Origin of the sequence: Pseudomonas sp. BN505, from assembly GCF_029873175.1 — a bacterium.
In the GTDB taxonomy this organism is placed as follows: Bacteria; Pseudomonadota; Gammaproteobacteria; order Pseudomonadales; family Pseudomonadaceae; genus Aquipseudomonas; species Aquipseudomonas putida.
Genome location: NZ_SSOI01000013.1, coordinates 143,417 through 163,698 on the forward strand (window position 1 = coordinate 143,417; position 20,282 = coordinate 163,698).

The 20,282-nt window shown below is 61.8% G+C and carries 22 protein-coding genes and 2 tRNA genes; 11 read left to right on the forward strand and 13 right to left on the reverse strand.

Annotation, left to right across the window (positions count from 1 at the left end):
* Nucleotides 1–261: 261 nt before the first annotated feature.
* Both E8E78_RS01500 and E8E78_RS01505 read right to left on the reverse strand, forming a co-directional pair.
* Nucleotides 262–337: transfer RNA gene (locus E8E78_RS01500), tRNA-Thr, on the reverse strand.
* A gap of 98 nt (nt 338–435) precedes the next feature.
* Nucleotides 436–684, reverse strand: a complete 249-nt coding sequence (locus E8E78_RS01505) for a hypothetical protein (protein WP_236197907.1) — start codon at nt 682–684, stop codon at nt 436–438.
* Nucleotides 685–1,203: 519 nt separating this feature from the next.
* On the opposite strand from E8E78_RS01505, the gene E8E78_RS01510 reads away from it, so the two are divergent.
* Nucleotides 1,204–1,473 carry a DUF3077 domain-containing protein gene (locus tag E8E78_RS01510; RefSeq protein WP_019471292.1) on the forward strand — a complete coding sequence of 90 codons (270 nt, stop codon included), beginning with the start codon at nt 1,204–1,206 and terminating at the stop codon, nt 1,471–1,473.
* Nucleotides 1,474–1,710: 237 nt separating this feature from the next.
* On the opposite strand, the gene E8E78_RS01515 is transcribed toward E8E78_RS01510, so the two are convergent.
* From E8E78_RS01515 to E8E78_RS01535, 5 genes are all read right to left on the reverse strand, one after another.
* Nucleotides 1,711–2,916, reverse strand: a complete 1,206-nt coding sequence (locus E8E78_RS01515) for a methyltransferase (protein ID WP_280312448.1) — start codon at nt 2,914–2,916, stop codon at nt 1,711–1,713.
* Nucleotides 2,917–3,043: 127 nt separating this feature from the next.
* Nucleotides 3,044–3,733, reverse strand: coding sequence for an ABC transporter permease (locus E8E78_RS01520; RefSeq protein WP_016497592.1), 690 nt, complete (start codon nt 3,731–3,733; stop codon nt 3,044–3,046).
* Nucleotides 3,733–4,425, reverse strand: coding sequence for an ABC transporter permease (locus E8E78_RS01525; RefSeq protein WP_016497593.1), 693 nt, complete (start codon nt 4,423–4,425; stop codon nt 3,733–3,735). The genes E8E78_RS01520 and E8E78_RS01525 overlap by 1 nt, the downstream gene beginning before the upstream one ends.
* Before the next feature lie 54 nt (nt 4,426–4,479).
* A complete protein-coding gene (locus tag E8E78_RS01530) occupies nt 4,480–5,232 on the reverse strand; it encodes an ABC transporter substrate-binding protein (protein WP_049278089.1) in 753 nt (250 codons plus the stop codon).
* Between the two features lie 11 nt (nt 5,233–5,243).
* Nucleotides 5,244–6,017, reverse strand: a complete 774-nt coding sequence (locus tag E8E78_RS01535) for an ABC transporter ATP-binding protein (protein WP_016484496.1) — start codon at nt 6,015–6,017, stop codon at nt 5,244–5,246.
* Nucleotides 6,018–6,658: 641 nt separating this feature from the next.
* Between E8E78_RS01535 and gabP the strand changes: the two genes are divergently transcribed.
* Nucleotides 6,659–8,044: a GABA permease gene (gene gabP / locus E8E78_RS01540; protein ID WP_016497595.1), complete on the forward strand. Its 1,386-nt coding sequence runs from the start codon at nt 6,659–6,661 to the stop codon at nt 8,042–8,044.
* A gap of 181 nt (nt 8,045–8,225) precedes the next feature.
* On the opposite strand, the gene E8E78_RS01545 is transcribed toward gabP, so the two are convergent.
* Entirely contained in the window at nt 8,226–8,669 is a 444-nt protein-coding gene (locus E8E78_RS01545; RefSeq protein ID WP_016497596.1) for a hypothetical protein, read from the reverse strand.
* 131 nt (nt 8,670–8,800) lie between these two features.
* Here E8E78_RS01545 and E8E78_RS01550 point away from each other — a divergent pair, with 131 nt between their 5' ends.
* A complete protein-coding gene (locus tag E8E78_RS01550; protein WP_049278083.1) occupies nt 8,801–9,337 on the forward strand; it encodes a hypothetical protein in 537 nt (178 codons plus the stop codon).
* A gap of 5 nt (nt 9,338–9,342) precedes the next feature.
* Here the strand turns inward: E8E78_RS01550 and ppk2 are convergent, their stop codons facing one another.
* Nucleotides 9,343–10,323: a polyphosphate kinase 2 gene (gene ppk2, locus E8E78_RS01555; RefSeq protein ID WP_084966519.1), complete on the reverse strand. Its 981-nt coding sequence runs from the start codon at nt 10,321–10,323 to the stop codon at nt 9,343–9,345.
* Between the two features lie 150 nt (nt 10,324–10,473).
* Between ppk2 and E8E78_RS01560 the strand changes: the two genes are divergently transcribed.
* Nucleotides 10,474–10,764 carry a type II toxin-antitoxin system RelE/ParE family toxin gene (locus tag E8E78_RS01560; RefSeq protein ID WP_049278080.1) on the forward strand — a complete coding sequence of 97 codons (291 nt, stop codon included), beginning with the start codon at nt 10,474–10,476 and terminating at the stop codon, nt 10,762–10,764.
* Nucleotides 10,765–10,773: 9 nt separating this feature from the next.
* Nucleotides 10,774–11,076 carry an addiction module antidote protein gene (locus E8E78_RS01565; RefSeq protein WP_049278078.1) on the forward strand — a complete coding sequence of 101 codons (303 nt, stop codon included), beginning with the start codon at nt 10,774–10,776 and terminating at the stop codon, nt 11,074–11,076.
* Nucleotides 11,077–11,210: 134 nt separating this feature from the next.
* On the opposite strand, the gene E8E78_RS01570 is transcribed toward E8E78_RS01565, so the two are convergent.
* From E8E78_RS01570 to E8E78_RS01585, 4 genes are all read right to left on the reverse strand, one after another.
* Nucleotides 11,211–11,286, reverse strand: a tRNA-Phe gene (locus E8E78_RS01570).
* A 90-nt stretch (nt 11,287–11,376) separates the two neighbouring features.
* Complete coding sequence (locus E8E78_RS01575) at nt 11,377–11,649, reverse strand: oxidative damage protection protein (protein WP_016497598.1); 273 nt, start codon at nt 11,647–11,649, stop codon at nt 11,377–11,379.
* A complete protein-coding gene (mutY, locus tag E8E78_RS01580; protein WP_280312454.1) occupies nt 11,646–12,713 on the reverse strand; it encodes an A/G-specific adenine glycosylase in 1,068 nt (355 codons plus the stop codon). The genes E8E78_RS01575 and mutY overlap by 4 nt, the downstream gene beginning before the upstream one ends.
* Nucleotides 12,710–14,956 carry an AsmA family protein gene (locus E8E78_RS01585; RefSeq protein ID WP_280312455.1) on the reverse strand — a complete coding sequence of 749 codons (2,247 nt, stop codon included), beginning with the start codon at nt 14,954–14,956 and terminating at the stop codon, nt 12,710–12,712. The genes mutY and E8E78_RS01585 overlap by 4 nt, the downstream gene beginning before the upstream one ends.
* Before the next feature lie 368 nt (nt 14,957–15,324).
* Here E8E78_RS01585 and E8E78_RS01590 point away from each other — a divergent pair, with 368 nt between their 5' ends.
* The 6 genes from E8E78_RS01590 (at nt 15,325) to hisF (ending at nt 20,196) form a co-directional block, all read left to right on the forward strand.
* Nucleotides 15,325–16,986 carry an OFA family MFS transporter gene (locus tag E8E78_RS01590; RefSeq protein ID WP_059394977.1) on the forward strand — a complete coding sequence of 554 codons (1,662 nt, stop codon included), beginning with the start codon at nt 15,325–15,327 and terminating at the stop codon, nt 16,984–16,986.
* Nucleotides 16,987–17,156: 170 nt separating this feature from the next.
* A complete protein-coding gene (gene hisB, locus E8E78_RS01595; RefSeq protein ID WP_009682881.1) occupies nt 17,157–17,750 on the forward strand; it encodes an imidazoleglycerol-phosphate dehydratase HisB in 594 nt (197 codons plus the stop codon).
* On the forward strand, nt 17,751–18,389 hold the full coding sequence (gene hisH / locus E8E78_RS01600; protein WP_049276201.1) for an imidazole glycerol phosphate synthase subunit HisH: 639 nt from the start codon (nt 17,751–17,753) through the stop codon (nt 18,387–18,389).
* The gene (locus tag E8E78_RS01605) at nt 18,390–18,650 is read left to right on the forward strand and encodes a DUF2164 domain-containing protein (protein ID WP_043203968.1); all 261 of its coding nucleotides are present in this window, start codon (nt 18,390–18,392) and stop codon (nt 18,648–18,650) included.
* 27 nt (nt 18,651–18,677) lie between these two features.
* Entirely contained in the window at nt 18,678–19,415 is a 738-nt protein-coding gene (gene hisA / locus E8E78_RS01610; RefSeq protein WP_016484508.1) for a 1-(5-phosphoribosyl)-5-[(5-phosphoribosylamino)methylideneamino]imidazole-4-carboxamide isomerase, read from the forward strand.
* A gap of 10 nt (nt 19,416–19,425) precedes the next feature.
* Nucleotides 19,426–20,196 carry an imidazole glycerol phosphate synthase subunit HisF gene (gene hisF / locus E8E78_RS01615; RefSeq protein WP_008091498.1) on the forward strand — a complete coding sequence of 257 codons (771 nt, stop codon included), beginning with the start codon at nt 19,426–19,428 and terminating at the stop codon, nt 20,194–20,196.
* Nucleotides 20,197–20,282: the final 86 nt, after the last annotated feature.

The window sequence follows — 20,282 nt, forward strand, 5'->3', positions numbered from 1 at the left end:
TTTGCGATAAATCGTAGTGGGGATTGGTTGGCGAGTCAAAGCGTTTGTGTTGGAGGGTGTGTCTGTTTGTGAGCTGGGCTGGTGATCAGAAAATTGCTTCTGCTTGGGGTGGTTGGGGCTGCTGCGCAGCCCATCGCAGGCAAGCCAGCTCCTACACCGATCGTGGTGGCTTCAGGGCATCTGTAAGGCAGGGGATTGGGGGCTGCGGGGGTTAAAACAAAAAAGGCCCACCTTTCGGTGAGCCTTTTTTGATACTGCGTATGGTGCCGGCACCAGGAATCGAACCCGGGACCTACTGATTACAAGTCAGTTGCTCTACCATCTGAGCTATACCGGCAATGGGGCGTCATTATAACGATCGTTTGGCGCCTGTAAACCACTTCCTTGCGAATGTTCGAAAAAGACCTAAGTCACCGGCCTAAAAGGAGAATTTTCCTACCAGCCGCGGTGGATAGTGTTGACGCTTGGCTCGCTTTTGCCCGGGTTGAAGAACAACTTGTCGTTGTCGCAGCCGCGCTTGCGGCAGGGGCTTTCGGTGCGCAGGGGCAGGCCGTTGTCACCGCCCAGTTGCATGCCGGGGTGGTTCCAGCCCAGGTTGCTGTTTGGGTGCGGCGAGGTGCCGCTGGCGCAGCCGGTCAGGGCCAGGGCGAGGGTCAACAGGGCGAGGGGTTTGGCTCGGGTCACGATGGTCAGGTCCGTTGGTCCATTGTCGGTTCTGGCGCAACGCCAGAAGGCCGCGAGCCTGGCGGGCAGCGCGCGACGTCACTTTTTAATGATTTGGGGGGCGGATGATACACCGTTACGGCGGTGGGGCATTAGCCTTGTGTTGCCTGATAGGGCCTCTTCGCGGGTGAACCCGCTCCCACAGGGATGGTGTAAGTGCGGCAATTTGCGTAAGGAAATTCTGAACTATGGGGGCAAAAGCTTCAGGGTTTGGAGGGTTCGGAAGTATCCTACGCGCGCCGCCGAAGTATCGCTGTTGTCGGGGAAGTGGCTCACAGATACCGTTTTCGGGTCGCTCAGGCGACCGGGTGTGAGAGCCCGACTTTGAATAAGCGCTACCTGTCATGGTGGCCGTACGTGGGCAGACCTCGGTCTGGCCGGGCTTCCTTATTCACTCGGTTTCTCACCCCGCGTACGGCTGCCGCCTCAAATCCGTGAGAAAGATTTTTGGCAGCCTCCTTTCGTGAATGAGGATTTGCCATGAAACAAGATGAGCCAATCACCACCGCAGGCGTGGAAACTTTCCTCGCAGCCGGTAACCCATCCCTCAATCTGCTACGCGTGGAGCCCGGTGTCCCTGTGGATGCTGCCTACGAGCATGTCTCGATCCTGATGGGCTACATCAAGCACCTGGTGCGTGAGGGAGATATGGAAGACGACCATAAATTCCTGGGTGCTGCCGATTACCTGTGCGACATGGCCAAGGCGCTGATGAACGATATCGAGATCGCCAAAGGTAAGGCGCACTGAAATTTTTGCTCCCACAAAAGCCGCTTGCGCCAACCACAAGAAATGTTTATGCACAAGTGGCATTTGGGACTTGCGCGAAAGGCATGCCGGATCGCTGCGCCGCTGGTCTTTGCGCAAACGCCTGTTTTTACTGGCCTTGAGCTGCAACCCGGAATAAGCCAAACGCTTGAAATAGCGCTTGGATCCAACAGGTAATCAAAAGCTTGTTCACAGACTTATCCACAGGTTGTGCTGCGGCTAACGGTCGCGTTCCGCGAGGATAAGCAGGTTGCGTGGGGTCAGTGGATAGTCGCAAAACAGGCCTAGGCGAACGGCGTAGCCTTGTTCTTCGAGGAACAGGGCGCGATCGAGTACCAACCACAACTCCAGCGGCCGGCGGAACAGGTTGCGTACGCGCTCCAGGTTGCGTACCTCGGCCAGGCGCTGCCAGCCGGCGAGCTCGAGGGCGGCCCAGTCCGGGTTGCCGGTCAAGGGCATTTGTTTGAGATCGGCCAGGTCGCGACAGTACTGCTCGAAGGGCTTTTCCAGCCAGGCTACCGGCAGCGACGGCGTTGGCAGGTACTCGCCGCTCTGGCGCTGCTGGCGTTGCAGCAGATCAAAGCCCAGGCGACGGGCCATCGAGGTGTCGCGCTGGCGCCGCACGCGGGCGCCGGCTGTGACGGTTTCGCTCAGGGGCAGGCCCAGGTCATCCAGCGACAGCTGCAGGCTTGATGCCTGCGCGGCTGTGGATAACGCTTGGTACTGCGGCGCCGCGATGCGGTTGTAGCAGCAGGGGGCTACGGCGAGTTGCCGACAGCCTTGCTGGCTGGCCAGCTGCATCAGGCGCACATGCAGGTCGCCGCAGGCATGCAGGGCTACCACACTTTTGTCGCCGCCCAGGTGGCGGGCGCTGTCGCTGGCCATCACATCCTGGTGTACGTGCTGTGCTGGCAAGTGATGGTGGCCGCTCAGGGCCAGGCCGGCGACGACCAGTTCGGCGTCGTACTCCAGGCAGGTCAGCTGTTGGCCGGGTTGCAGCAGGCGACGGCCGAGGTGGCCTTTGCCGGAGCACCAGTCCAGCCAGTGGCGGGGTGGGTCGCGGAAGGCCAGGTGGCTGGCGAAGGCTTCGATCTGCTGCCATTTGCGGCCGGGGACGGCGACGTCCAGGCGGTGGGCGGCGGGTGGCAGGTCGGTCTGAGGGAGGCTGCCGAGGGCGGCGAGCTTCTGGGCTTGTTCGGCCAGTTGCGGGAAGGGCGCGGGCAAGCGGTCAGCGGCGCTATCGGCTTCGGCGTCTGCCAGGGAACATTGGCGCAGGTGGGTGGCGAGTTCGGGGTGGGTGGTTTCCCAGGCCAGTTGCAGGGTGGTGAAGGGGCGGGGTTTCCACAGCTGATGGTGCTCGATCAGGAACTGGTCGAGGGCCTTGAAGCGGGTGCTTAGGTGGTGGCTGTGGAGGTGGTTGGGCATGGGAAGAAGTGTGTTGGGTTTGAGGGCCTCTTCGCGGGTGAACCCGCTCCCACAGGATTAGCACAGGTTTCAAGGCCTGTGATGTACCTGTGGGAGCGGGTTTACCCGCGAAATGGCCAGTAAGGTCTCAACGACCCTGGCAGGCATCCACGCGCAGCCAGCGCTCCAGCAGCTTGAAGCCCTGCACCAGCAGGAACGAGATCACCAGGTAGAACACGCCTGCGGCAAAGAAGATCTCCACCGGCAGGTAGGTGCGGGCAATGATGGTACGGGCCATGCCGGTCAGTTCCAGCAGGGTCACGGTACTGGCCAGCGCACTGGCCTTGAGCATCAGGATCACTTCGTTGCTGTACGCCGGCAGGCCGATGCGCGCAGCACGGGGCAGCATGATGTAGAACAGCGCCTTGCCACGCGACATGCCCAGCGCCCGCGCCGCTTCGATCTCACCTTTGGGGATCGACTGAAGCGCGCCACGCAGGATCTCGGCGATGTAGGCAGCGGTGTGCAGGGTCATGGTCAGCACCGTGCACCAGAACGGATCGCGCAGGTACGGCCACAGCGAGCTGGAACGCACCGCATCGAACTGTGCCAGGCCGTAGTAGACCAGAAACAGCTGCACCAGCAGCGGCGTGCCGCGGAAGAAGAAGATGTAGCTGAACGGCACGGCGCGCACGTACCAGTGGCGCGAGGAGCGGGCGATGCCCAGCGGGATGGCCAGGATCAAACCGGCAACCACGGCAATGGCTACCAGCTCCAGGGTCAGGACCGCACCCTCGGCCAGGCGTGGCAGCCATTTGAAGATGACTTCCCAATTCATTATTCAGCCCTCGCAAAGCCGCGAGCGGCGCGTTTTTCCATGAAGTACATGCCGGTCATGGCAATGACGGTCAGGCCCAGGTAGATGCAGGCCGCGACCATGTAGAAGGTGAAGGGCTCCTTGGTCACGGTCACGCCAATTTGCGAGTGACGCATGATTTCTTCCAGGCCGATCACCGACACCAGGGCGGTGTCCTTCATCAGGATCATGAACAGGTTGCCAAGGCCGGGCAGGGCGATGCGCCACATCTGCGGCAGGATGATCCGCGAAAGGATGCGGCCCTTGGACAAGCCCAGCGCCAGGCCAGCTTCACGATGGCCCTTGGGGATCGCCAGGATGGCCCCACGGAACACTTCGGTGGCGTAGGCGCCAAAGCACAGGCCCAGGGCGATTACACCCGCCGCGAAGGCGCTAAGCTCCAGGCCCGGCATGTTCAGGGCTTCGCCGAGGCTGTTCATCAGCCCGACGGTGCCGAAATAAATGAGCAGCACCCACAGCAGTTCGGGCACGCCGCGAACCAGGGTCGAGTAGAAGCCGCCAAGCCATTGCAGCGGCTTGAGCGGTGAGGTTTTGGCCAGGGCGCCGAGCAGGCCCAGCACCAGCCCCAGCAGCAAGGCGCAAAGCGCCAGTTTTACGGTCATCAGGGTGCCGGCCATCATGGCCGGACCGAATCCGTGCAGGTCGATATTCATGGGCAGGTCATTTTAGGGACTGGCGCGCCACGGGGGCGCGCCGGTCAGGGCGGGTCATTCGATGCTGAACGGGAAGTACTTGTCGTTGATTTTCTTGTACGTGCCGTCGGCCTTGATCTCGGCCAGGGCTTTGTTCAGCTCGTCGCGCAGCTTGGTGTCACCTTTGCGCACGGCAATGCCGATCTTGTCGCTGTCCATCACCGGCTCGCCCTTGAACTCGAAGTTCGAGCCGTCTTTGCTCTTCAGCCACTCGTACTGCACGTACTTGTCGGCCAGGATGCCGTCGATGCGGCCGGACACCAGGTCCAGGTAGGCGTTTTCCTGGGTGTCGTAAAGTTTGACATCGACATCCGGGTAGTTGTCTTCAAGGTAGGTGCCGGCCAAGGTGGCGCGCTGGGTGCCGATGACCTTGCCTTTCAGCGACGCTTTGTCGGTCTTGAAGTCGACGTTCTTCGCTGCGATGAACTGCAGTTTGTTGGAGTAGTACGGATTGGTGAAGTCCACAGCCTGCTTGCGTTCGTCGGTGATCGACAGCGACGACACCAGGAAGTCGAACTTCTTGGCGTTCAGGGCCGGGATGATGCCGTCCCAGTCGGAGGTAACGACCGAGCACTCGACTTTCATCTTGGCGCACAGGGCGTCGCCAATGTCTTTGTCGAAGCCAACCACGTTACCGCTGGCATCCTTGTTGTTGAACGGTGGGTAGGCGGCTTCGATGCCCATGCGCAGTTTTTCTGCGGCCATGGCGTTTGCCGACATCACCAGCGTGGCAGCAGCTGCCAGGAGAAACTTCTTGTAGGTGTGCATGTATTGCTCCGTTAGCGGTGGCTTGACATGAATTGCTTGCAACGCGCCGAGTTCGGGTTCTCGAAGACCTGCTGCGGCGATCCCTGCTCTTCGACCAGGCCCTGGTGCAGGAAGACGACTTCACTGGACACATGGCGGGCAAAGCTCATCTCGTGCGTTACCAACAGCATGGTACGGCCTTCTTCGGCCAATGCGCGGATAACGTTTAGCACTTCCTGGACCATTTCCGGATCGAGGGCCGAAGTGGGCTCGTCGAACAGGATGACTTTAGGCTTCATGGCCAGGGTACGGGCAATGGCGGCACGCTGTTGCTGGCCACCGGAAAGCTGGGCGGGGTAGCTGTGGCGCTTGTCGTAGATGCCAACCTTGTTCAGCAGCGCTTCGGCGGCTTCGATGGCCTCGGCCTTGCTCTGGCCGAGCACGCGGCGTGGCGCCTCGATGATGTTGTCGAGGATCGACATGTGCGGCCACAGGTTGAAGTTCTGGAAGACAAAGCCGATTTCGCTGCGCAGGCGGTTGATCTGGCGGTTGTCGGCGGCGACCAGGTCGCCGTTTTTGGCAGCCTTGAGCTTGAGGGCTTCGCCGGCCACCAGGATTTCGCCCTGGTGCGGGTTCTCGAGCAGGTTGATGCAACGCAGCAGGGTGGACTTGCCGGAGCCGGACGACCCCAGGATGGAGATCACGTCACCGTCGCGTGCGGTCAGCGAAATGCCCTTGAGAATTTCCTGCTCGCCGTAGCGTTTGTGCAGATTGCGGATTTCCAGCGCGGGCGTGGCCTGAGCCATGTGCGGTCCTCATGTGTTCGGGTGCGTTCCCAGCTATTGGCGGCCTTCCTGGCGTGCGCCAAGCTAGCATAGCGGCATTATGGCGGCCAACAGGGTTGCCAGGGACTCGGGGCACTGGTGGGGCAGTTTGTCGCATCGCTGCAGCGCAACGTCGCGCAGATGTCCGCGAAGGTGTCGCCCAGCACCAGAGCCTTGATGAAAAAAGGCGCGATGGTGCCAGCTTTAGCCTGCTCATGGAAGCGGTTTTGGCCCATTCGAGGGGTAAACCAGACCTTTAGGTCAGGCCAGTCCAGTGTGAGCGGGGTTACCCGCGAATACGCACGCAGGCTAAAAGGTTGTACCTCAAGGTTGCACTTTTTGGCATTGCGGTGGTGCACAGGTGTTACCGGGGAGCACCTTTGGTGCGTTTGTAAGTGGGTATTTCAGTAATCCGACGATTTGGCGTCCTTTCGGTCAAGGTCTGGCCGAAAGCCCTCCAAACCGCGTCCTAAAAGGCCCGCAGAAATTTCTGACGAATGCATTCAGCTGGTGGCGCGCTTATTGCCAGTAGGAAACCGCCGATTGCAGCGACGCCTAGATCAACCCCTGGCGCGCTCCGTTTCCGCAGTCGGAGTGGTCCACTCCTTACAAAGGTAGTTTTAATGAGCGGTAACAATTCCAATGACCTCGCTCAGGGGCTCAAACAACGGCATGTGACCATGCTGTCCATCGCTGGCGTCATCGGTGCCGGCCTGTTCGTAGGCTCCGGCCACGCCATCGCAGCTGCCGGCCCGGCCGTGCTGCTGGCTTACGCCGCTGCCGGTACGCTGGTCGTGCTGGTGATGCGCATGCTGGGTGAAATGGCGGTCGCCTCGCCAGACACCGGTTCGTTCTCAACCTATGCCGACCGCGCCATTGGGCGTTGGGCCGGTTTTACCATTGGCTGGCTGTACTGGTGGTTCTGGGTGCTGGTGATTCCGCTGGAAGCCAACGCCGCCGCGGCCATTCTGCATGCCTGGTTCCCTGCAGTTGACCTGTGGGCCTTCTCCCTCATCATTACCCTGGCGCTTACCCTGACCAACCTGTGCAGCGTGAAGAACTACGGTGAGTTCGAGTTCTGGTTCGCCCTGCTCAAGGTGCTGGCGATCGTCGGCTTCATCGCCGTGGGCTGTGCGGCCTTGTTCGGCTTTGTGCCGAGCAGCCAGGTGAGCGGTGCCAGCCACCTGTTCGACACCCAAGGCTTCATGCCTAACGGCCTGGGCGCAGTGCTGGCAGCCATGCTGACCACTATGTTCTCGTTCATGGGTACCGAAATTGTCACCATCGCCGCTGCCGAGTCGAAGGACCCGGGCAAGCAGATCAGCCGCGCCACCAACTCGGTCATCTGGCGTATCTGCCTGTTCTACCTGGTGTCGATCTTCCTGGTCGTTGCCCTGGTGCCGTGGAACGACCCGGCCCTGGCCGAAACCGGTTCCTACCAGACCGTGCTGAGCCGTATCGGCGTGCCGAATGCCAAGCTGATTGTCGACATCGTCGTGCTGATTGCCGTGACCAGCTGCCTGAACTCGGCGCTGTACACCTCTTCGCGCATGCTGTTCTCGCTGAGCAAGCGTGGCGACGCCCCGGCCATTGCCCAGCGCACCACCAAGGCGGCGACCCCGTACGTGGCGGTATTGCTGTCCACTGCAGCGGCATTCCTCTGCGTGTTCGCCAACTTCGTGGCCCCGGCCCAGGTGTTCGAATTCCTGCTGGCAAGTTCTGGTGCCATTGCGCTGCTGGTGTACCTGGTGATTGCCATTTCGCAGCTGCGCATGCGTGCCAAGCGTGAAGCCAGTGGCGAGAAGATTGCCTTCAAGATGTGGCTGTTCCCGGGCCTGACCTGGGCGACCATTGCCTTTATCGTTGCCATTCTTGTGGTAATGGCGCTGCGTGAGGATCACCGTGCGGAGATCATCGCGACTGCGTTGCTGAGCATTGGTGTAGTAGCGGCTGGCTTGCTGGTGCACCGCAAGCGCGAAGCTGCCGGGCGGGTGGCGCTGGATAACTGATCCGCGCTGGCTGAAATGAAAAGGCCGCGCCCTGTGAAGGGTGCGGCCTTTTTTTGTAGCCTGCACCGGCCCTATCGCCGGCAAGCCAGCTCCCACAGGAATGTTGCTGCACTCAGGCCTGTCATGAACCTGCGGGAGCTGGCTTGCCGGCGATAGGGCCCTTGCAGGTTAAATGGCCCTGTCAGCCAAACTGCTTCTGCTGTTGCTGCTGCTTGGCCACCAGTTCGGATGCGGCGATGTAGGCATCCTGGAACTCATCGCTTTCCAGCCAGGCCATGGTGGCCTCTTCGTCAGCGCCGTCCAGCCATTTGCGGTAGGCGTTGAACACCAGCACGATGTAGTCGGTAGCGTGCTCTTCCTTGTGCCCCTTGAGCACCAGGGCCAGCAGCGGGTCCACCAGGAATACCGAGATCATCGGCACCAGGCCGCCTGCCTGGGCTTCCTTCATCTTCTCGAACATCGCGTCGTAGCTGCCCGACTCCATCGCCTTGTTGAACACCTGCTCGACGCTGGCGCTGTCGCCGGCACTGGGCTTGACCGCCTGGCCGCTGCGCACCATGCGGTTCTGCTTGGCCTTGCTGGCGGCGCGCTTGGCGCGTTTCTGTTGCTTGGTAGGGGTGGCCATGGGGGCTTGAGTCCTTGGGTGGTGCTGGAAAAGTGCGTATTGAATCGCAGATGGCAGTGAAACCCAAGCGGCATTGGCGGGTCTGAGTCAGGCTGCCGGACATTCGGCATTCGCGCAAAGGACATTCACGGATGAAAGCACCCGTCATGCTCGGCCTGCTGGCCGCCGCTCTTGCCGGCTGCGGCAACATTGCCGCAGTCAAATCTTTCAATACCCCCTACGGCTCGCCCATTGGCGGTGACACCGCACGCCTGCGGGTAATCGCCGACGGTATGGTACGTGCGGTACCGGAGAAGGATTGTGTGGACTGGTACAGCCCCGGTGCCGGAGTGATTGCAGTACCCACCAAAGGCTTCGCCGACCGCAATGGCGAAACCTTGGGCATGCCGGCCAGTGTATCTGCCCAGGCGGGTGACGCAGTCAGCGAAGTGCTGGTGCCTGCCGGTAAGCCGTTTACCCTGCATTTTCTCGATGGGGGCCGCTCGGCCGGCTATGACACGGTGCAGAACTGCCTGGGCATGTTCTCGTTTGTGCCGCAAAAAGGCGCCGACTATGAGCTGGTGGTGCACGGCTATAGCGCTTGCGGCGGCACGCTCAAGCGCCTGGACAAGGCCGAGGACGTGGCCCGGCGCAAAGCTGATTATTGCAGTGCCATGGCCAACTTCTAGGCCCTTCAGGCTGGTTGGGCGACCAGCTCGTCTTCCTCGAAGCCGCGAGCGGCCTTGCCGACCAGCAGCGCATCCGGGGCGTGGGCCACGCTGTGGTCCTTGCCTGGGTAGTCCAGTGAATGCAGGAAGTGGCGGATGCAGTTGATCCGTGCGCGCTTCTTGTCATCGGACTTGATCACCGTCCACGGCGCATCGGCGGTGTCGGTGTGGAAGAACATCGCTTCCTTGGCCGCGGTGTAGTCTTCCCACTTGTCCAGCGACTTGATGTCGATGGGCGACAGCTTCCAGTGTTTGAGCGGGTCGTCCCGGCGTGAAATGAAGCGCCGCAGTTGCTCTTCGCGGTTCACCGAAAACCAGTACTTGAACAGCAGGATGCCGCTGTTGCACAGCATGCGCTCCAGGTCCGGTGTCTGGCGCATGAACTCCAGGTACTGCAGCGGTGTGCAGAAATCCATCACCTTCTCGACGCCCGCGCGGTTGTACCAGGAGCGGTCGAAGAACACCATTTCACCTGCTGTGGGCAGGTGCTGGATGTAGCGCTGGAAATACCACTGGCCCTGTTCCTGCTCGGAAGGCTTCTCCAGTGCGACGATGCGTGCGCCACGTGGGTTGAGGTGCTCCATGAAGCGCTTGATGGTGCCGCCCTTGCCTGCGGCATCGCGCCCCTCGAACAGGATCACCACACGCTGGCCGGTTTCCTTCACCCAGCTTTGTACCTTCAACAGCTCGATCTGCAGCGCGTGCTTGGCCTTTTCGTAGTCCTGGCGTCGCAGGCGGGTGCGGTAGGGGTAGCTGGCCGGCAGGTGGGCCGAGGTGCTGTCTTCGTTGCTGCCCTTCGGGGCGGTGGCAACTTCCAGTGCAGCGGGTTGCTGGCTGATACGGGTGATCGCCGGTTCCGGCTTGCGCTGGCGTGGGCGGCGCGTGCGGACTGGAGTGATGGCGGGTTCGCTGGGGGCGGGGAGCAGGAGGGGTGATTCTTCGCTCATGGAGGTCCTTGCTAGTCGATACGGATGTCCATTCAGTACCTTATGGTGTGGCGAGCGGTGGCCATTTGATGCTGGTCAATGGCGTGCTGACAAACAGTTTGAAACAGCTACAAATTGGCTGTAGTGTGAACTGCGGTTTACATTTTTCCCATGCGTACATTAATACAATCCGAAACGTACCGAAGGTGGTTCGCTGCTTTGCGGGATCCGCGTGCGAAAGCTCGCATTAATGTCCGGTTGCGTCGAGTGGAGCTTGGCGTGATGGGGGACTGTAAGCCGGTTGCTGAGGGAGTGTCCGAGCTTCGGATCGACTATGGCCCGGGCTATCGGGTGTATTTCGTTCAGCGGGGTTATGAAGTGATCATCCTCCTGGCGGGTGGCGACAAAGCTAGCCAGGCCAGAGATATAAAATCTGCTATCAAGCTGGCTCGCGACCTCTAGGAGGCCACCATGACAACTATCAAACTGACCAAATGGGACGCTGTGGACCATTTGAAGACAGAAGAGGACATGGCCTTGTACCTTGAAGCCTGTCTTGAAGAAAACGACCCGGCGCTGCTCGCTGCTGCATTGGGTGATATCGCTCGCGCGCGTGGCATGGCCCAACTGGCACGTGATACCGGGCTGACGCGGGAAGGGTTGTACAAGGCGCTGTCCGCTGAAGGTAACCCGAGCCTGGCGACCATCATGAAAGTGATGGCAGCGCTTGGGGTGAGGCTGCATGCCGAGGTGTTGCCACGCTCTACCGGGTAAAGCCTTGTTCGGGTTTGGCAGCAGGTGGGATAGCTGCCGAATCCACAGCACAAATCACAGACAACAAAAAACCCGCACTAGGCGGGTTTCTTGTTGTCGCTTCGGGTAACTTTGCAACCACCAGAAGCTGAAGGTGGTGCCCAGAGACGGAGTCGAACCGCCGACACGAGGATTTTCAATCCTCTGCTCTACCGACTGAGCTATCTGGGCGACGAGGTGAATTAAATAGATTTCCGGACCGCTCGTCAACGACTTTTTGAAAAAATTTTAAATTAATTCCGTCGCTTACGATTTTTGGGGTCATTCGGCCGGTGGAACGTAGCCTTCCGCCTGGGCGTATTCTTCGCCGGCGAAAAACTTGTCCATCTCTGCCTGGAGGAATTTGCGGTCCTCGGCATTCATCATGTTCAGGCGTTTTTCGTTGATCAGCATGGTCTGGTGCTTCTGCCAGTCTGCCCAGGCTTTCTGCGAGATGTGTTCGAAGATGTCCTGGCCCTTGGCGCCGGGGTAGGGCGGGCGCTCCAGGCCTGGCAGTTCTTCTTTGTACTTGCGGCACATCACGGTGCGGGTCATCGGGCGTCTCCTGCAATCAGTTCGTCGGCTGCGCGTTCAAGCAGCTTTTTGACCGGGGCGGCGAGGCCCAGGCGCGGCGGGGTGGCGAGGTTATACCAGAGCCAGTCGGCCTCGGCCACGTGCTCGCCGACCAAGTCGACGCGCACCAGCCAAGGCTCGATGGCCAGCTGGAAATGGCTGAAGGTATGGGTCAGGCCTGCCATGGCCCGGCTGCCTGCCAGGCGCAAGCCGTGCTGATAGGCCAGGTCGTCGAGCTGTGCGAGGTCGTCCAGCTCCGGCAGGCTCCACAAGCCACCCCAAAGGCCGCTGGAGGGGCGGCGATAGAGCAGGATGGCGCCTTCGTGGTTGGCCAGCAGTGGCATCAGCGTGCGCCGTTGTGGCAACGCCTTGCGCGGCTTGGGCTCCGGGTAGCGGGTTTCTTCACCGTGCAGGTGCGCCTCGCAGCCGCGCTGCAACGGGCAGATCAGGCAACTGGGCTTGCTGCGGGTGCACAGCGTGGCACCCATGTCCATCATGGCCTGGCTGTAATGGTTGGCGCGCTGCAGCGGGGTAAAACGCTCGGCCGTGGCCCACAGCTGGTTGGCCACCTTGGGCTCGCCAGGGTAGCCGGCCTGGGCGGTGTAGCGGGCCAGCACGCGCTTGACGTTACCGTCCAGGATCGGCGCGCGTATGCCCATGCTGATGCTGGCGATGGCGCCGGCGGTGGAGCGGCCGATGCCGGGCAGCTCGGTGAGCTGCTCGACACTGCGCGGGAACTCGCCGCCATGTTGCGCGACGACGATTTTTGCCGCCTTTTGCAGGTTGCGTGCGCGGGTGTAGTAGCCCAGCCCCGTCCACAGGTGCAGCACTTCGTCCTCCGGCGCTTCGGCCAAGGCTTGCACGGTCGGCAGGGCCTGCATGAACCGGTCGAAGTAGTTGAGCACGGTGCTGACCTGGGTCTGCTGCAACATGATTTCCGACACCCACACCCGGTACGGGGTGATGCCCTGTTGCCAGGGCAGGTCGTGCCGGCCGTGCTCGTCGTACCAGTCCAGCACAGCGCTGGAGAACTGCTCGGGGCTCATCGCTTGAACAGCCCCTTGAGTGCGTCTTTTACTTCCGGGCTCACTTTGTCTCCGAGTTTCTCTTCGAGCTTTTCATCAATCTTGTCTTTCAGACGGTTGCCGGCCAGCTTGGCGGCAACTTTGCCCATGCCGCCCTGGTCCAGGCGGCAGGCCTTGGCGCCCAGCTCCAGCGGGCCACGGCAGCGCAGCGGCACTTCAACGCCCACGTAGCGTTCGTTGACCTGGCAGGCCGGGTCCGGCATGGCGCGCTGGTCGCCTTCGACAATCACGCCAACGTTGTAGTCCATGCCCAGCACGCGCAGGTCGAGGTCGCCATGGCCGTTGACGGTCAGGCCCGGGATGCGCGCTTTGAGGTCCGGGTTGCTGGCAACGCCATTTCGCACCACCAGGCTGCCGCGCAGTTCCTGGAACGGGGTGTCCTTGCCACGTGGCTCGCCGCTCAGGGTCTTGCGGTTGAGGGTGGCGATGGCCTGGCACAGCTGCTGTTCCAGGTTGGCATTGACCAGCACGCCATCATTGATGGTGAAGTTGGCGCTGCCGTTCAGGGTGTCGACCAGGGCTTTCTGGCTGTTGCCGCTGGCGGTCAGGTCGCTGGTCAGTGTCAGCAGGCCTTTGACGGGTGGTACCTGGTCCTTGCCTTCGGTCTTGATGAAGTGCTCTACCGGCACCCGCTGGATGTTGGTGTTCACACCCAGTTGCGGTACGGCAGGGCGCACGTCGACCGTGCCCTTGGCTTCGAAGGTGCCGTTGTACAGCTCGCCGCGCAGGGTTTGCAGGGTCAGCAGGCCGCCTTGGCCAATGGCCTTGAGCTGGGCGTCTTCGATCGGCAGCTTGTCCACGGTCAGCGAGCCAAAGGCCAGGTCTGCTTGCAGGTCGAGGGCGCGCAGGCGGTCGACCGGCAGCAGTTTGTCGTCGCTCCAGGCCACCTGGGTCGGGGCGTTGGGCAGTGGTGTGGTGCCGGCACCGGCCACGGCGCTGGCTTCTTGCTGCTTGACCTCGGCCTGGCGCGCGGCAGTGGCGCCCTTGGCCTCTTCGCTCTTGGCTGGCAGGTAGCGGTCAGCGTCGAAGGTATCGCCCTTCAGTTGCAGGCGCAGGGCCTGCTTGGCGAAGTCTTCCACGGCCACACGGCCACTGAAGGTACTGTCGTCCAGCTTCACGGCCAGGTCTTCCAGGGCCAGGCTGTTTGCCGTGCCCTGCAGACGGGTCACCAGCTCCAGCTTGGCGAAGGCTGCCGGGTCGTTGGTGGCCGGCAGCGAGCGGCCGATGCTGTCGAGGAAGGTGCGCAGGTTGAACTGGGCGATGGACAGGCCACCGCTCAGCTGTGGTGCCTTGTCCAGGTCGCGCACATTCAGCTCGCCCAGGGCGCGCAGCTGGTTGGCCGAGACTTTCAGGCCGTTCCACGAGGCGACATTGGCTGCCAGGTCGACCAGCAGCTGGCCCTGGGCGGCGAAGGTCACGGTCTTGCCGCCGGTTGGCTCACCCGAGGTTTCGCCCGACAGGCGCATGTCTTCGAAGTTGTAGCGCTTGAGCTTGCGGTCAAAACGCAGCTCGCCGGCCAGTTCGGTGCGGGCCTTGATATTCGGCTCGCTGGCGCTGATGAAGGCACTGGCCTTGAGCGGAATGTTGGCGCCTTCGTGGACCGGCCCCGTGCTCAGCTGGATGCTCTCGGCGCTGTAGCTGTGGCCGGTCTTGGCATCGGTGTACTGCAGGCGTGCGTTGTTCACGGTCAGGCTGTCGATGTCCAGCTTGATGGCGCGGTCGTTGCTGTCGGCGGTAGCAGGCTTCTGCTCAGCAGGTGCCTGTGCGGGTGCATCGGCGCTTGCACCGTTCTGTACGGGCAGCGGCTTGCCGATGTCTTCCCAGTTGCCATGGCCCAGCTCGTCGCGGGCCAGGGTCAGGTTAAGGCCTTCGACGCGCACGTCGCTCATCTGCACCTCGCGGCGCAGCAGCGGCAGCACACGCACGGACAGGCCGAGCATTTGCAGGTCGGCGAACGGCTCCTTGGGTTTGGCCAAGGTGGCGATGCTTGCCTCGTGCAACTCCAGGCCCAGCCACGGGAGCAGGCTCCAGCCGATGTCGCCGTTGAGGCTCAACTCGACGTGAGCCTTGTCCCGTGCCAACTGGCGAATCTCGTCTTTGTAGTCGTTGGGATCAAAGAGGTGGGTCAGGGCGAAGCCCAGCGCCACGATGATCAGCAGCAACCCGAGAAGCCCCAGCCCCAGGATTTTGCCGAACGCTTTCATGGGCGAGTCCTTGTAGTCCGTTAGTGAATTCAGGCGACAGAGTATAACGCCGCGGGGGTTGTCCCTGCTTATTCGACTAGAGATACAGGGCATTTCCTACGGTTGAAGCAGATGGTACGGCTTTCGGTGGGCAAATGTTTGCCTGTGCCGGCCTCTTCGCGGGCATGCCCGCTCCCACAGGTACTGCACAGGCCTGAAGGGTGTTGAAAATCCTGTGGGAGCGGGCGAGCCCGCTAAGAGGCCGGCACAGGAGAGAGGACCGTTTCAGCAACGCGAAAAATCACGATATCAGATTGCTTTCACGTCACTTGGCTCTGCTAATCTTGCGCCGCTTTGCGAGCACCCACCCTATAAGAAGGATCAGATCCATGACCAGTACCGTCGCGGCGGGGGCCTCGGCCAGTGCGCCAGGCTTCCTGTCGAAGGAGCGCATCATCGCCCGCCCGGGCTTCAACCGCTGGCTGGTCCCGCCAGCCGCCCTGGCCATCCACCTGTGCATCGGCATGGCCTACGGTTTTTCGGTGTTCTGGCTGCCGTTGTCGCAAGCCCTCGGCATCACCGCGCCCGTCGCCTGTGCGCCAGACATGGGCTTCATTGCCCGTCTGTTCAGCGCCGAATGCGACTGGCCGATCTCGATGCTGAGCTGGATCTACACCCTGTTCTTCGTCTTCCTCGGCTGCTCCGCGGCAGTACTGGGTGGTTGGCTGGAGCACGCCGGGCCGCGTAAGGCGGGCCTGGTGTCGGCACTGTGCTGGTGTGGCGGCATGCTGATCTCGGCCATTGGCGTAAAAACCCACCAACTGTGGCTGATGTGGCTGGGCTCCGGCGTGATCGGCGGTATCGGCCTGGGCCTGGGCTATATCTCCCCTGTGTCCACGCTGATCAAGTGGTTCCCGGACAAACGCGGTATGGCCACCGGCATGGCGATCATGGGCTTCGGTGGCGGGGCCATGGTGGGTGCACCGCTGGCCACTGCGCTGATGGGGCATTTTGGCAATGAACACGAAGTGGGCGTATGGCAGAGCTTCGTCGCCATGGCGGCGATCTACTTCGTGTTCATGACTGCCGGTGCGCTGGCTTACCGAGTGCCGCCGACCGGCTGGAAGCCCGAAGGCTGGAGCGCCCCGGCGAAAAAAGCCGGTAACACCATGGTCACCGACCGCCATGTACATGTCAGTGTGGCGTGGAAAACCCCTCAGTTCGCGCTGATCTGGCTGGTGCTGTGCCTGAACGTGTCGGCGGGTATCGGTATTCTCGGCATGGCGTCGCCCCTGCTGCAGGAAGTGTTCGCCGGCAAATTGCTGGGCAACGAACTGACCTTCAGCCAGCTGAATGCGGCCCAGTTGGCACAGATTGCCGCGATCGCCGCCGGCTTCACTGGCCTGCTGAGCCTGTTCAATATCGGCGGGCGGTTCTTCTGGGCGTCGTTCTCCGACTACATCGGCCGCAAGAACACCTACTTTGCCTTCTTCGCCTTGGGCGTCGGCCTTTACAGCCTGGTGCCGAACATGGGGCACCTGGGTAACGTGGCGCTGTTCGTGGCCGCGTTCTGCATCATCCTGTCGATGTATGGCGGCGGTTTCGCGACCGTGCCGGCGTACCTGGCTGACCTGTTCGGCACGCAGATGGTCGGCGCCATTCATGGTCGCCTGCTGACTGCCTGGGCTGCGGCGGGCGTGCTGGGGCCGGTGTTGATCACTTACCTGCGCGAGTCTCAGCTGGCAGCGGGTGTAGAGCGCGCAGCGTCTTACGACATGACCTTGTATATCCTCGCCGGCCTGCTGGTGCTGGGCTTTATCTGCAACATGCTGGTGCGCCCGGTGGCCGACAAGCACTTCATGAGCGATGCCGAACTGGCGGCCGAGCGCGCGCTGAGCCATGACAAGGGTGCCGATGGGGCGCGGTCGCTGGAGTGGAAGGCGGCGCCGGGGAGCCTGCCGTTGGTGCTGCTGGCCTGGGCGGTGGTGGTCGTGCCGCTGGCCTGGGGTGTGTGGGTGACACTGCAGAAGACTGCTGTCCTGTTCCATTGATGTAACTGCATGGGGGCGCAAAGCAGCCCCCATTACGCAGTTGTATAGACCTGTAGCAGCATCCAGCCCCCGTAATTCCTCGCTTTGCCATATGTCATCCGCGTTTCAAGCTGGCACGTTCTGGGCCTATAATGGAGCCCTTTTCGCCCAATGATTTTGCGGAGCTGGTGATGGTCGAACGTAAGGCTTCCGTCGAGCGCAATACCCTGGAAACCCAGGTCAAGTGCTCGATCAACCTCGATGGCAGTGGCAAGGCCCGATTCGATATCGGCGTGCCTTTTCTTGAACACATGCTGGACCAGATCGCCCGCCATGGCCTGATCGATCTGGATATCGAGTGCAAGGGTGACACGCATATCGACGATCACCATACCGTCGAGGACGTCGGTATTACCCTGGGTATGGCTTTCGCCCAGGCCATCGGTGACAAGAAAGGTATCTTCCGCTACGGCCACGCCTACGTGCCGCTGGATGAAGCGCTGTCGCGTGTGGTCATCGACTTCTCCGGTCGCCCTGGCCTGCAGATGCATGTGCCGTATACCCGTGCCAGTGTTGGCGGCTTCGATGTCGACCTGTTCCAGGAATTCTTCCAGGGCTTCGTCAACCACGCGCTGGTAACCCTGCACATCGACAACCTGCGTGGCCACAACACCCACCACCAGATCGAAACCGTGTTCAAGGCATTCGGCCGCGCGCTGCGCATGGCTGTCACCCTCGACGAGCGCATGGCCGGGCAGATGCCGTCGACCAAAGGGTGCCTGTAAATGCAGACGGTAGCCGTAATCGACTATGGCATGGGCAACCTGCACTCGGTGGCCAAGGCGCTTGAGCACGTTGGTGCCGGTAAAGTGCTGGTCACCAGCGATGCCGCAGTCATTCGTGAAGCCGACCGCGTGGTATTTCCGGGCGTAGGTGCGATCCGCGATTGCATGGCCGAAATCCGCCGCCTGGGCTTCGACAGCCTGGTGCGCGAAGTCAGCCAGGACCGCCCGTTCCTCGGTATTTGCGTGGGCATGCAGGCGCTGCTTGAACACAGCGAGGAAAACGCCGGTGTCGACTGCATCGGCATGTTCCCGGGCCAGGTGCGTTTCTTCGGCAAAGGTCTGCAAGAAGACGGTGAGCACCTGAAGGTGCCGCACATGGGCTGGAACGAAGTCAGCCAGACCATCCACCACCCACTGTGGCACGACATCCCCGACCAGGCGCGTTTCTACTTCGTGCACAGCTATTACATCAATGCCGGCAAGCCGGGCCAGGTAGTCGGCCGCGGCCACTACGGCGTCGATTTTGCCGCTGCGCTGGCGGACGGCTCGCGCTTTGCCGTGCAGTTCCACCCGGAGAAGAGCCATACCCATGGCCTGCAGTTGCTGCAGAACTTCGTCGCCTGGGACGGGCGCTGGTAAATGAGCAGGTCGAAAGCCAAGGCCCCGGTCATCACGCTGGCCCCCGAGCAGGAGCGCGATGCGCTCGACACGCTCAAGCGCTTCCTCGAAGACCGTTTCGAGCTGGAGCTGGGGTCGTTCGAGGTGGCCGAGGTGCTTGAGCTGTTCAGCAAAGAAATTGCACCCCTTTACTACAACAGGGCGATTGCCGATGTTCAGCTGCACCTCAAGGAGCGGTTCGAGAGCATCGAAAGCGATCTGTGGGCGCTCGAAAAGCCCTGAAACCCTAAGAACAGACAGGTTCCCAAGATGCTGATTATCCCCGCTATCGATCTGAAGGACGGTGCTTGCGTGCGCCTGCGCCAGGGCCGCATGGAAGACTCCACGGTATTTTCCGACGACCCGGTGAGCATGGCCGCCAAGTGGGTCGAGGGTGGCTGCCGCCGCCTGCACCTGGTCGACCTCAACGGCGCCTTCGAAGGCCAGCCGGTCAACGGTGAAGTGGTTACCGCCATTGCCAAGCGCTACCCGACCCTGCCGATCCAGATCGGCGGTGGCATCCGTTCGCTGGAAACCATCGAGCATTACGTCAAGGCTGGCGTCAGCTACGTGATCATCGGCACCAAGGCGGTGAAGCAGCCAGAGTTCGTCGCCGAAGCGTGCAAGGCCTTCCCCGGCAAGGTCATCGTTGGCCTGGATGCCAAGGACGGCTTCGTCGCCACCGACGGCTGGGCCGAAGTGAGCACCGTGCAGGTCATCGACCTGGCCAAGCGTTTCGAGGCCGATGGCGTCTCGGCGATCGTCTACACCGACATCGCCAAGGACGGCATGATGCAAGGCTGCAACGTGCCTTTCACCAAGGCACTGGCTGAAGCCACCCGCATTCCGGTGATCGCCTCGGGCGGCATCCACAACCTGGGCGACATCAAGGCCCTGCTGGACGCCAAGGCCCCTGGCATCATTGGCGCCATCACCGGCCGTGCCATCTACGAAGGCACACTCGATGTCGCCGAGGCCCAGGCCTTCTGCGACAACTACCAAGGCTGAGGACTGAACCATGGCACTGGCCAAGCGCATCATCCCTTGCCTGGACGTGGACAACGGCCGGGTGGTCAAGGGCGTCAAGTTCGAGAACATCCGTGATGCCGGCGACCCGGTGGAAATCGCCCGTCGCTACAACGAGCAGGGTGCCGACGAAATCACCTTCCTCGACATCACCGCCAGCGTCGATGGCCGCGACACCACCCTGCATACCGTCGAGCGCATGGCCAGCCAGGTGTTCATCCCGCTGACCGTGGGCGGTGGCGTGCGCACCGTGCAGGACATCCGCAACCTGCTCAACGCCGGTGCCGACAAGGTTTCGATCAACACGGCTGCGGTGTTCAACCCGGAGTTTGTGGGCGAGGCGGCGGACCGTTTCGGTTCGCAGTGCATCGTTGTCGCCATCGATGCCAAGAAGGTGTCCGGGCCAGGTGAAACGCCACGCTGGGAAATCTTCACCCACGGCGGGCGCAAGCCGACCGGGCTGGATGCAGTCGAGTGGGCAAAGAAGATGGAAGGCCTGGGCGCTGGCGAGATCCTGCTGACCAGCATGGACCAGGACGGCATGAAGAACGGCTTCGACCTGGGTGTTACCCGCGCGATCAGTGATGCGCTGGGCATTCCGGTGATTGCCTCGGGGGGTGTGGGTAACCTGCAGCACCTGGCTGACGGCATTCTGGAAGGGCATGCCAGCGCGGTGCTGGCGGCCAGTATCTTCCACTTTGGCGAGTACACGGTGCCGGAGGCCAAGGCCTACATGGCTTCGCGCGGCATCGTCGTTCGCTGACAGATTGCCGGGAGGGCTTTGCCCTCCATTCGCAGCACAAGGCTGCTCCTACAGGGATACGCATTCCCCTGTAGGAGCAGCCTTGT

Bases quoted from the DNA above. Each gene is read 5' to 3' on its own strand.
- E8E78_RS01510 (WP_019471292.1), top strand. From the start codon at position 1,204: ATGAAACAAGATGAGCCAATCACCACCGCAGGCGTGGAAACTTTCCTC.
- E8E78_RS01515 (WP_280312448.1), bottom strand. From the start codon at position 2,916: ATGCCCAACCACCTCCACAGCCACCACCTAAGCACCCGCTTCAAGGCC.
- E8E78_RS01520 (WP_016497592.1), bottom strand. From the start codon at position 3,733: ATGAATTGGGAAGTCATCTTCAAATGGCTGCCACGCCTGGCCGAGGGT.
- E8E78_RS01525 (WP_016497593.1), bottom strand. From the start codon at position 4,425: ATGAATATCGACCTGCACGGATTCGGTCCGGCCATGATGGCCGGCACC.
- E8E78_RS01530 (WP_049278089.1), bottom strand. From the start codon at position 5,232: ATGCACACCTACAAGAAGTTTCTCCTGGCAGCTGCTGCCACGCTGGTG.
- E8E78_RS01535 (WP_016484496.1), bottom strand. From the start codon at position 6,017: ATGGCTCAGGCCACGCCCGCGCTGGAAATCCGCAATCTGCACAAACGC.
- gabP (WP_016497595.1), top strand. From the start codon at position 6,659: ATGAGCGGTAACAATTCCAATGACCTCGCTCAGGGGCTCAAACAACGG.
- E8E78_RS01545 (WP_016497596.1), bottom strand. From the start codon at position 8,669: ATGGCCACCCCTACCAAGCAACAGAAACGCGCCAAGCGCGCCGCCAGC.
- E8E78_RS01550 (WP_049278083.1), top strand. From the start codon at position 8,801: ATGAAAGCACCCGTCATGCTCGGCCTGCTGGCCGCCGCTCTTGCCGGC.
- ppk2 (WP_084966519.1), bottom strand. From the start codon at position 10,323: ATGAGCGAAGAATCACCCCTCCTGCTCCCCGCCCCCAGCGAACCCGCC.
- E8E78_RS01560 (WP_049278080.1), top strand. From the start codon at position 10,474: ATGCGTACATTAATACAATCCGAAACGTACCGAAGGTGGTTCGCTGCT.
- E8E78_RS01565 (WP_049278078.1), top strand. From the start codon at position 10,774: ATGACAACTATCAAACTGACCAAATGGGACGCTGTGGACCATTTGAAG.
- E8E78_RS01575 (WP_016497598.1), bottom strand. From the start codon at position 11,649: ATGACCCGCACCGTGATGTGCCGCAAGTACAAAGAAGAACTGCCAGGC.
- mutY (WP_280312454.1), bottom strand. From the start codon at position 12,713: ATGAGCCCCGAGCAGTTCTCCAGCGCTGTGCTGGACTGGTACGACGAG.
- E8E78_RS01585 (WP_280312455.1), bottom strand. From the start codon at position 14,956: ATGAAAGCGTTCGGCAAAATCCTGGGGCTGGGGCTTCTCGGGTTGCTG.
- E8E78_RS01590 (WP_059394977.1), top strand. From the start codon at position 15,325: ATGACCAGTACCGTCGCGGCGGGGGCCTCGGCCAGTGCGCCAGGCTTC.
- hisB (WP_009682881.1), top strand. From the start codon at position 17,157: ATGGTCGAACGTAAGGCTTCCGTCGAGCGCAATACCCTGGAAACCCAG.
- hisH (WP_049276201.1), top strand. From the start codon at position 17,751: ATGCAGACGGTAGCCGTAATCGACTATGGCATGGGCAACCTGCACTCG.
- E8E78_RS01605 (WP_043203968.1), top strand. From the start codon at position 18,390: ATGAGCAGGTCGAAAGCCAAGGCCCCGGTCATCACGCTGGCCCCCGAG.
- hisA (WP_016484508.1), top strand. From the start codon at position 18,678: ATGCTGATTATCCCCGCTATCGATCTGAAGGACGGTGCTTGCGTGCGC.
- hisF (WP_008091498.1), top strand. From the start codon at position 19,426: ATGGCACTGGCCAAGCGCATCATCCCTTGCCTGGACGTGGACAACGGC.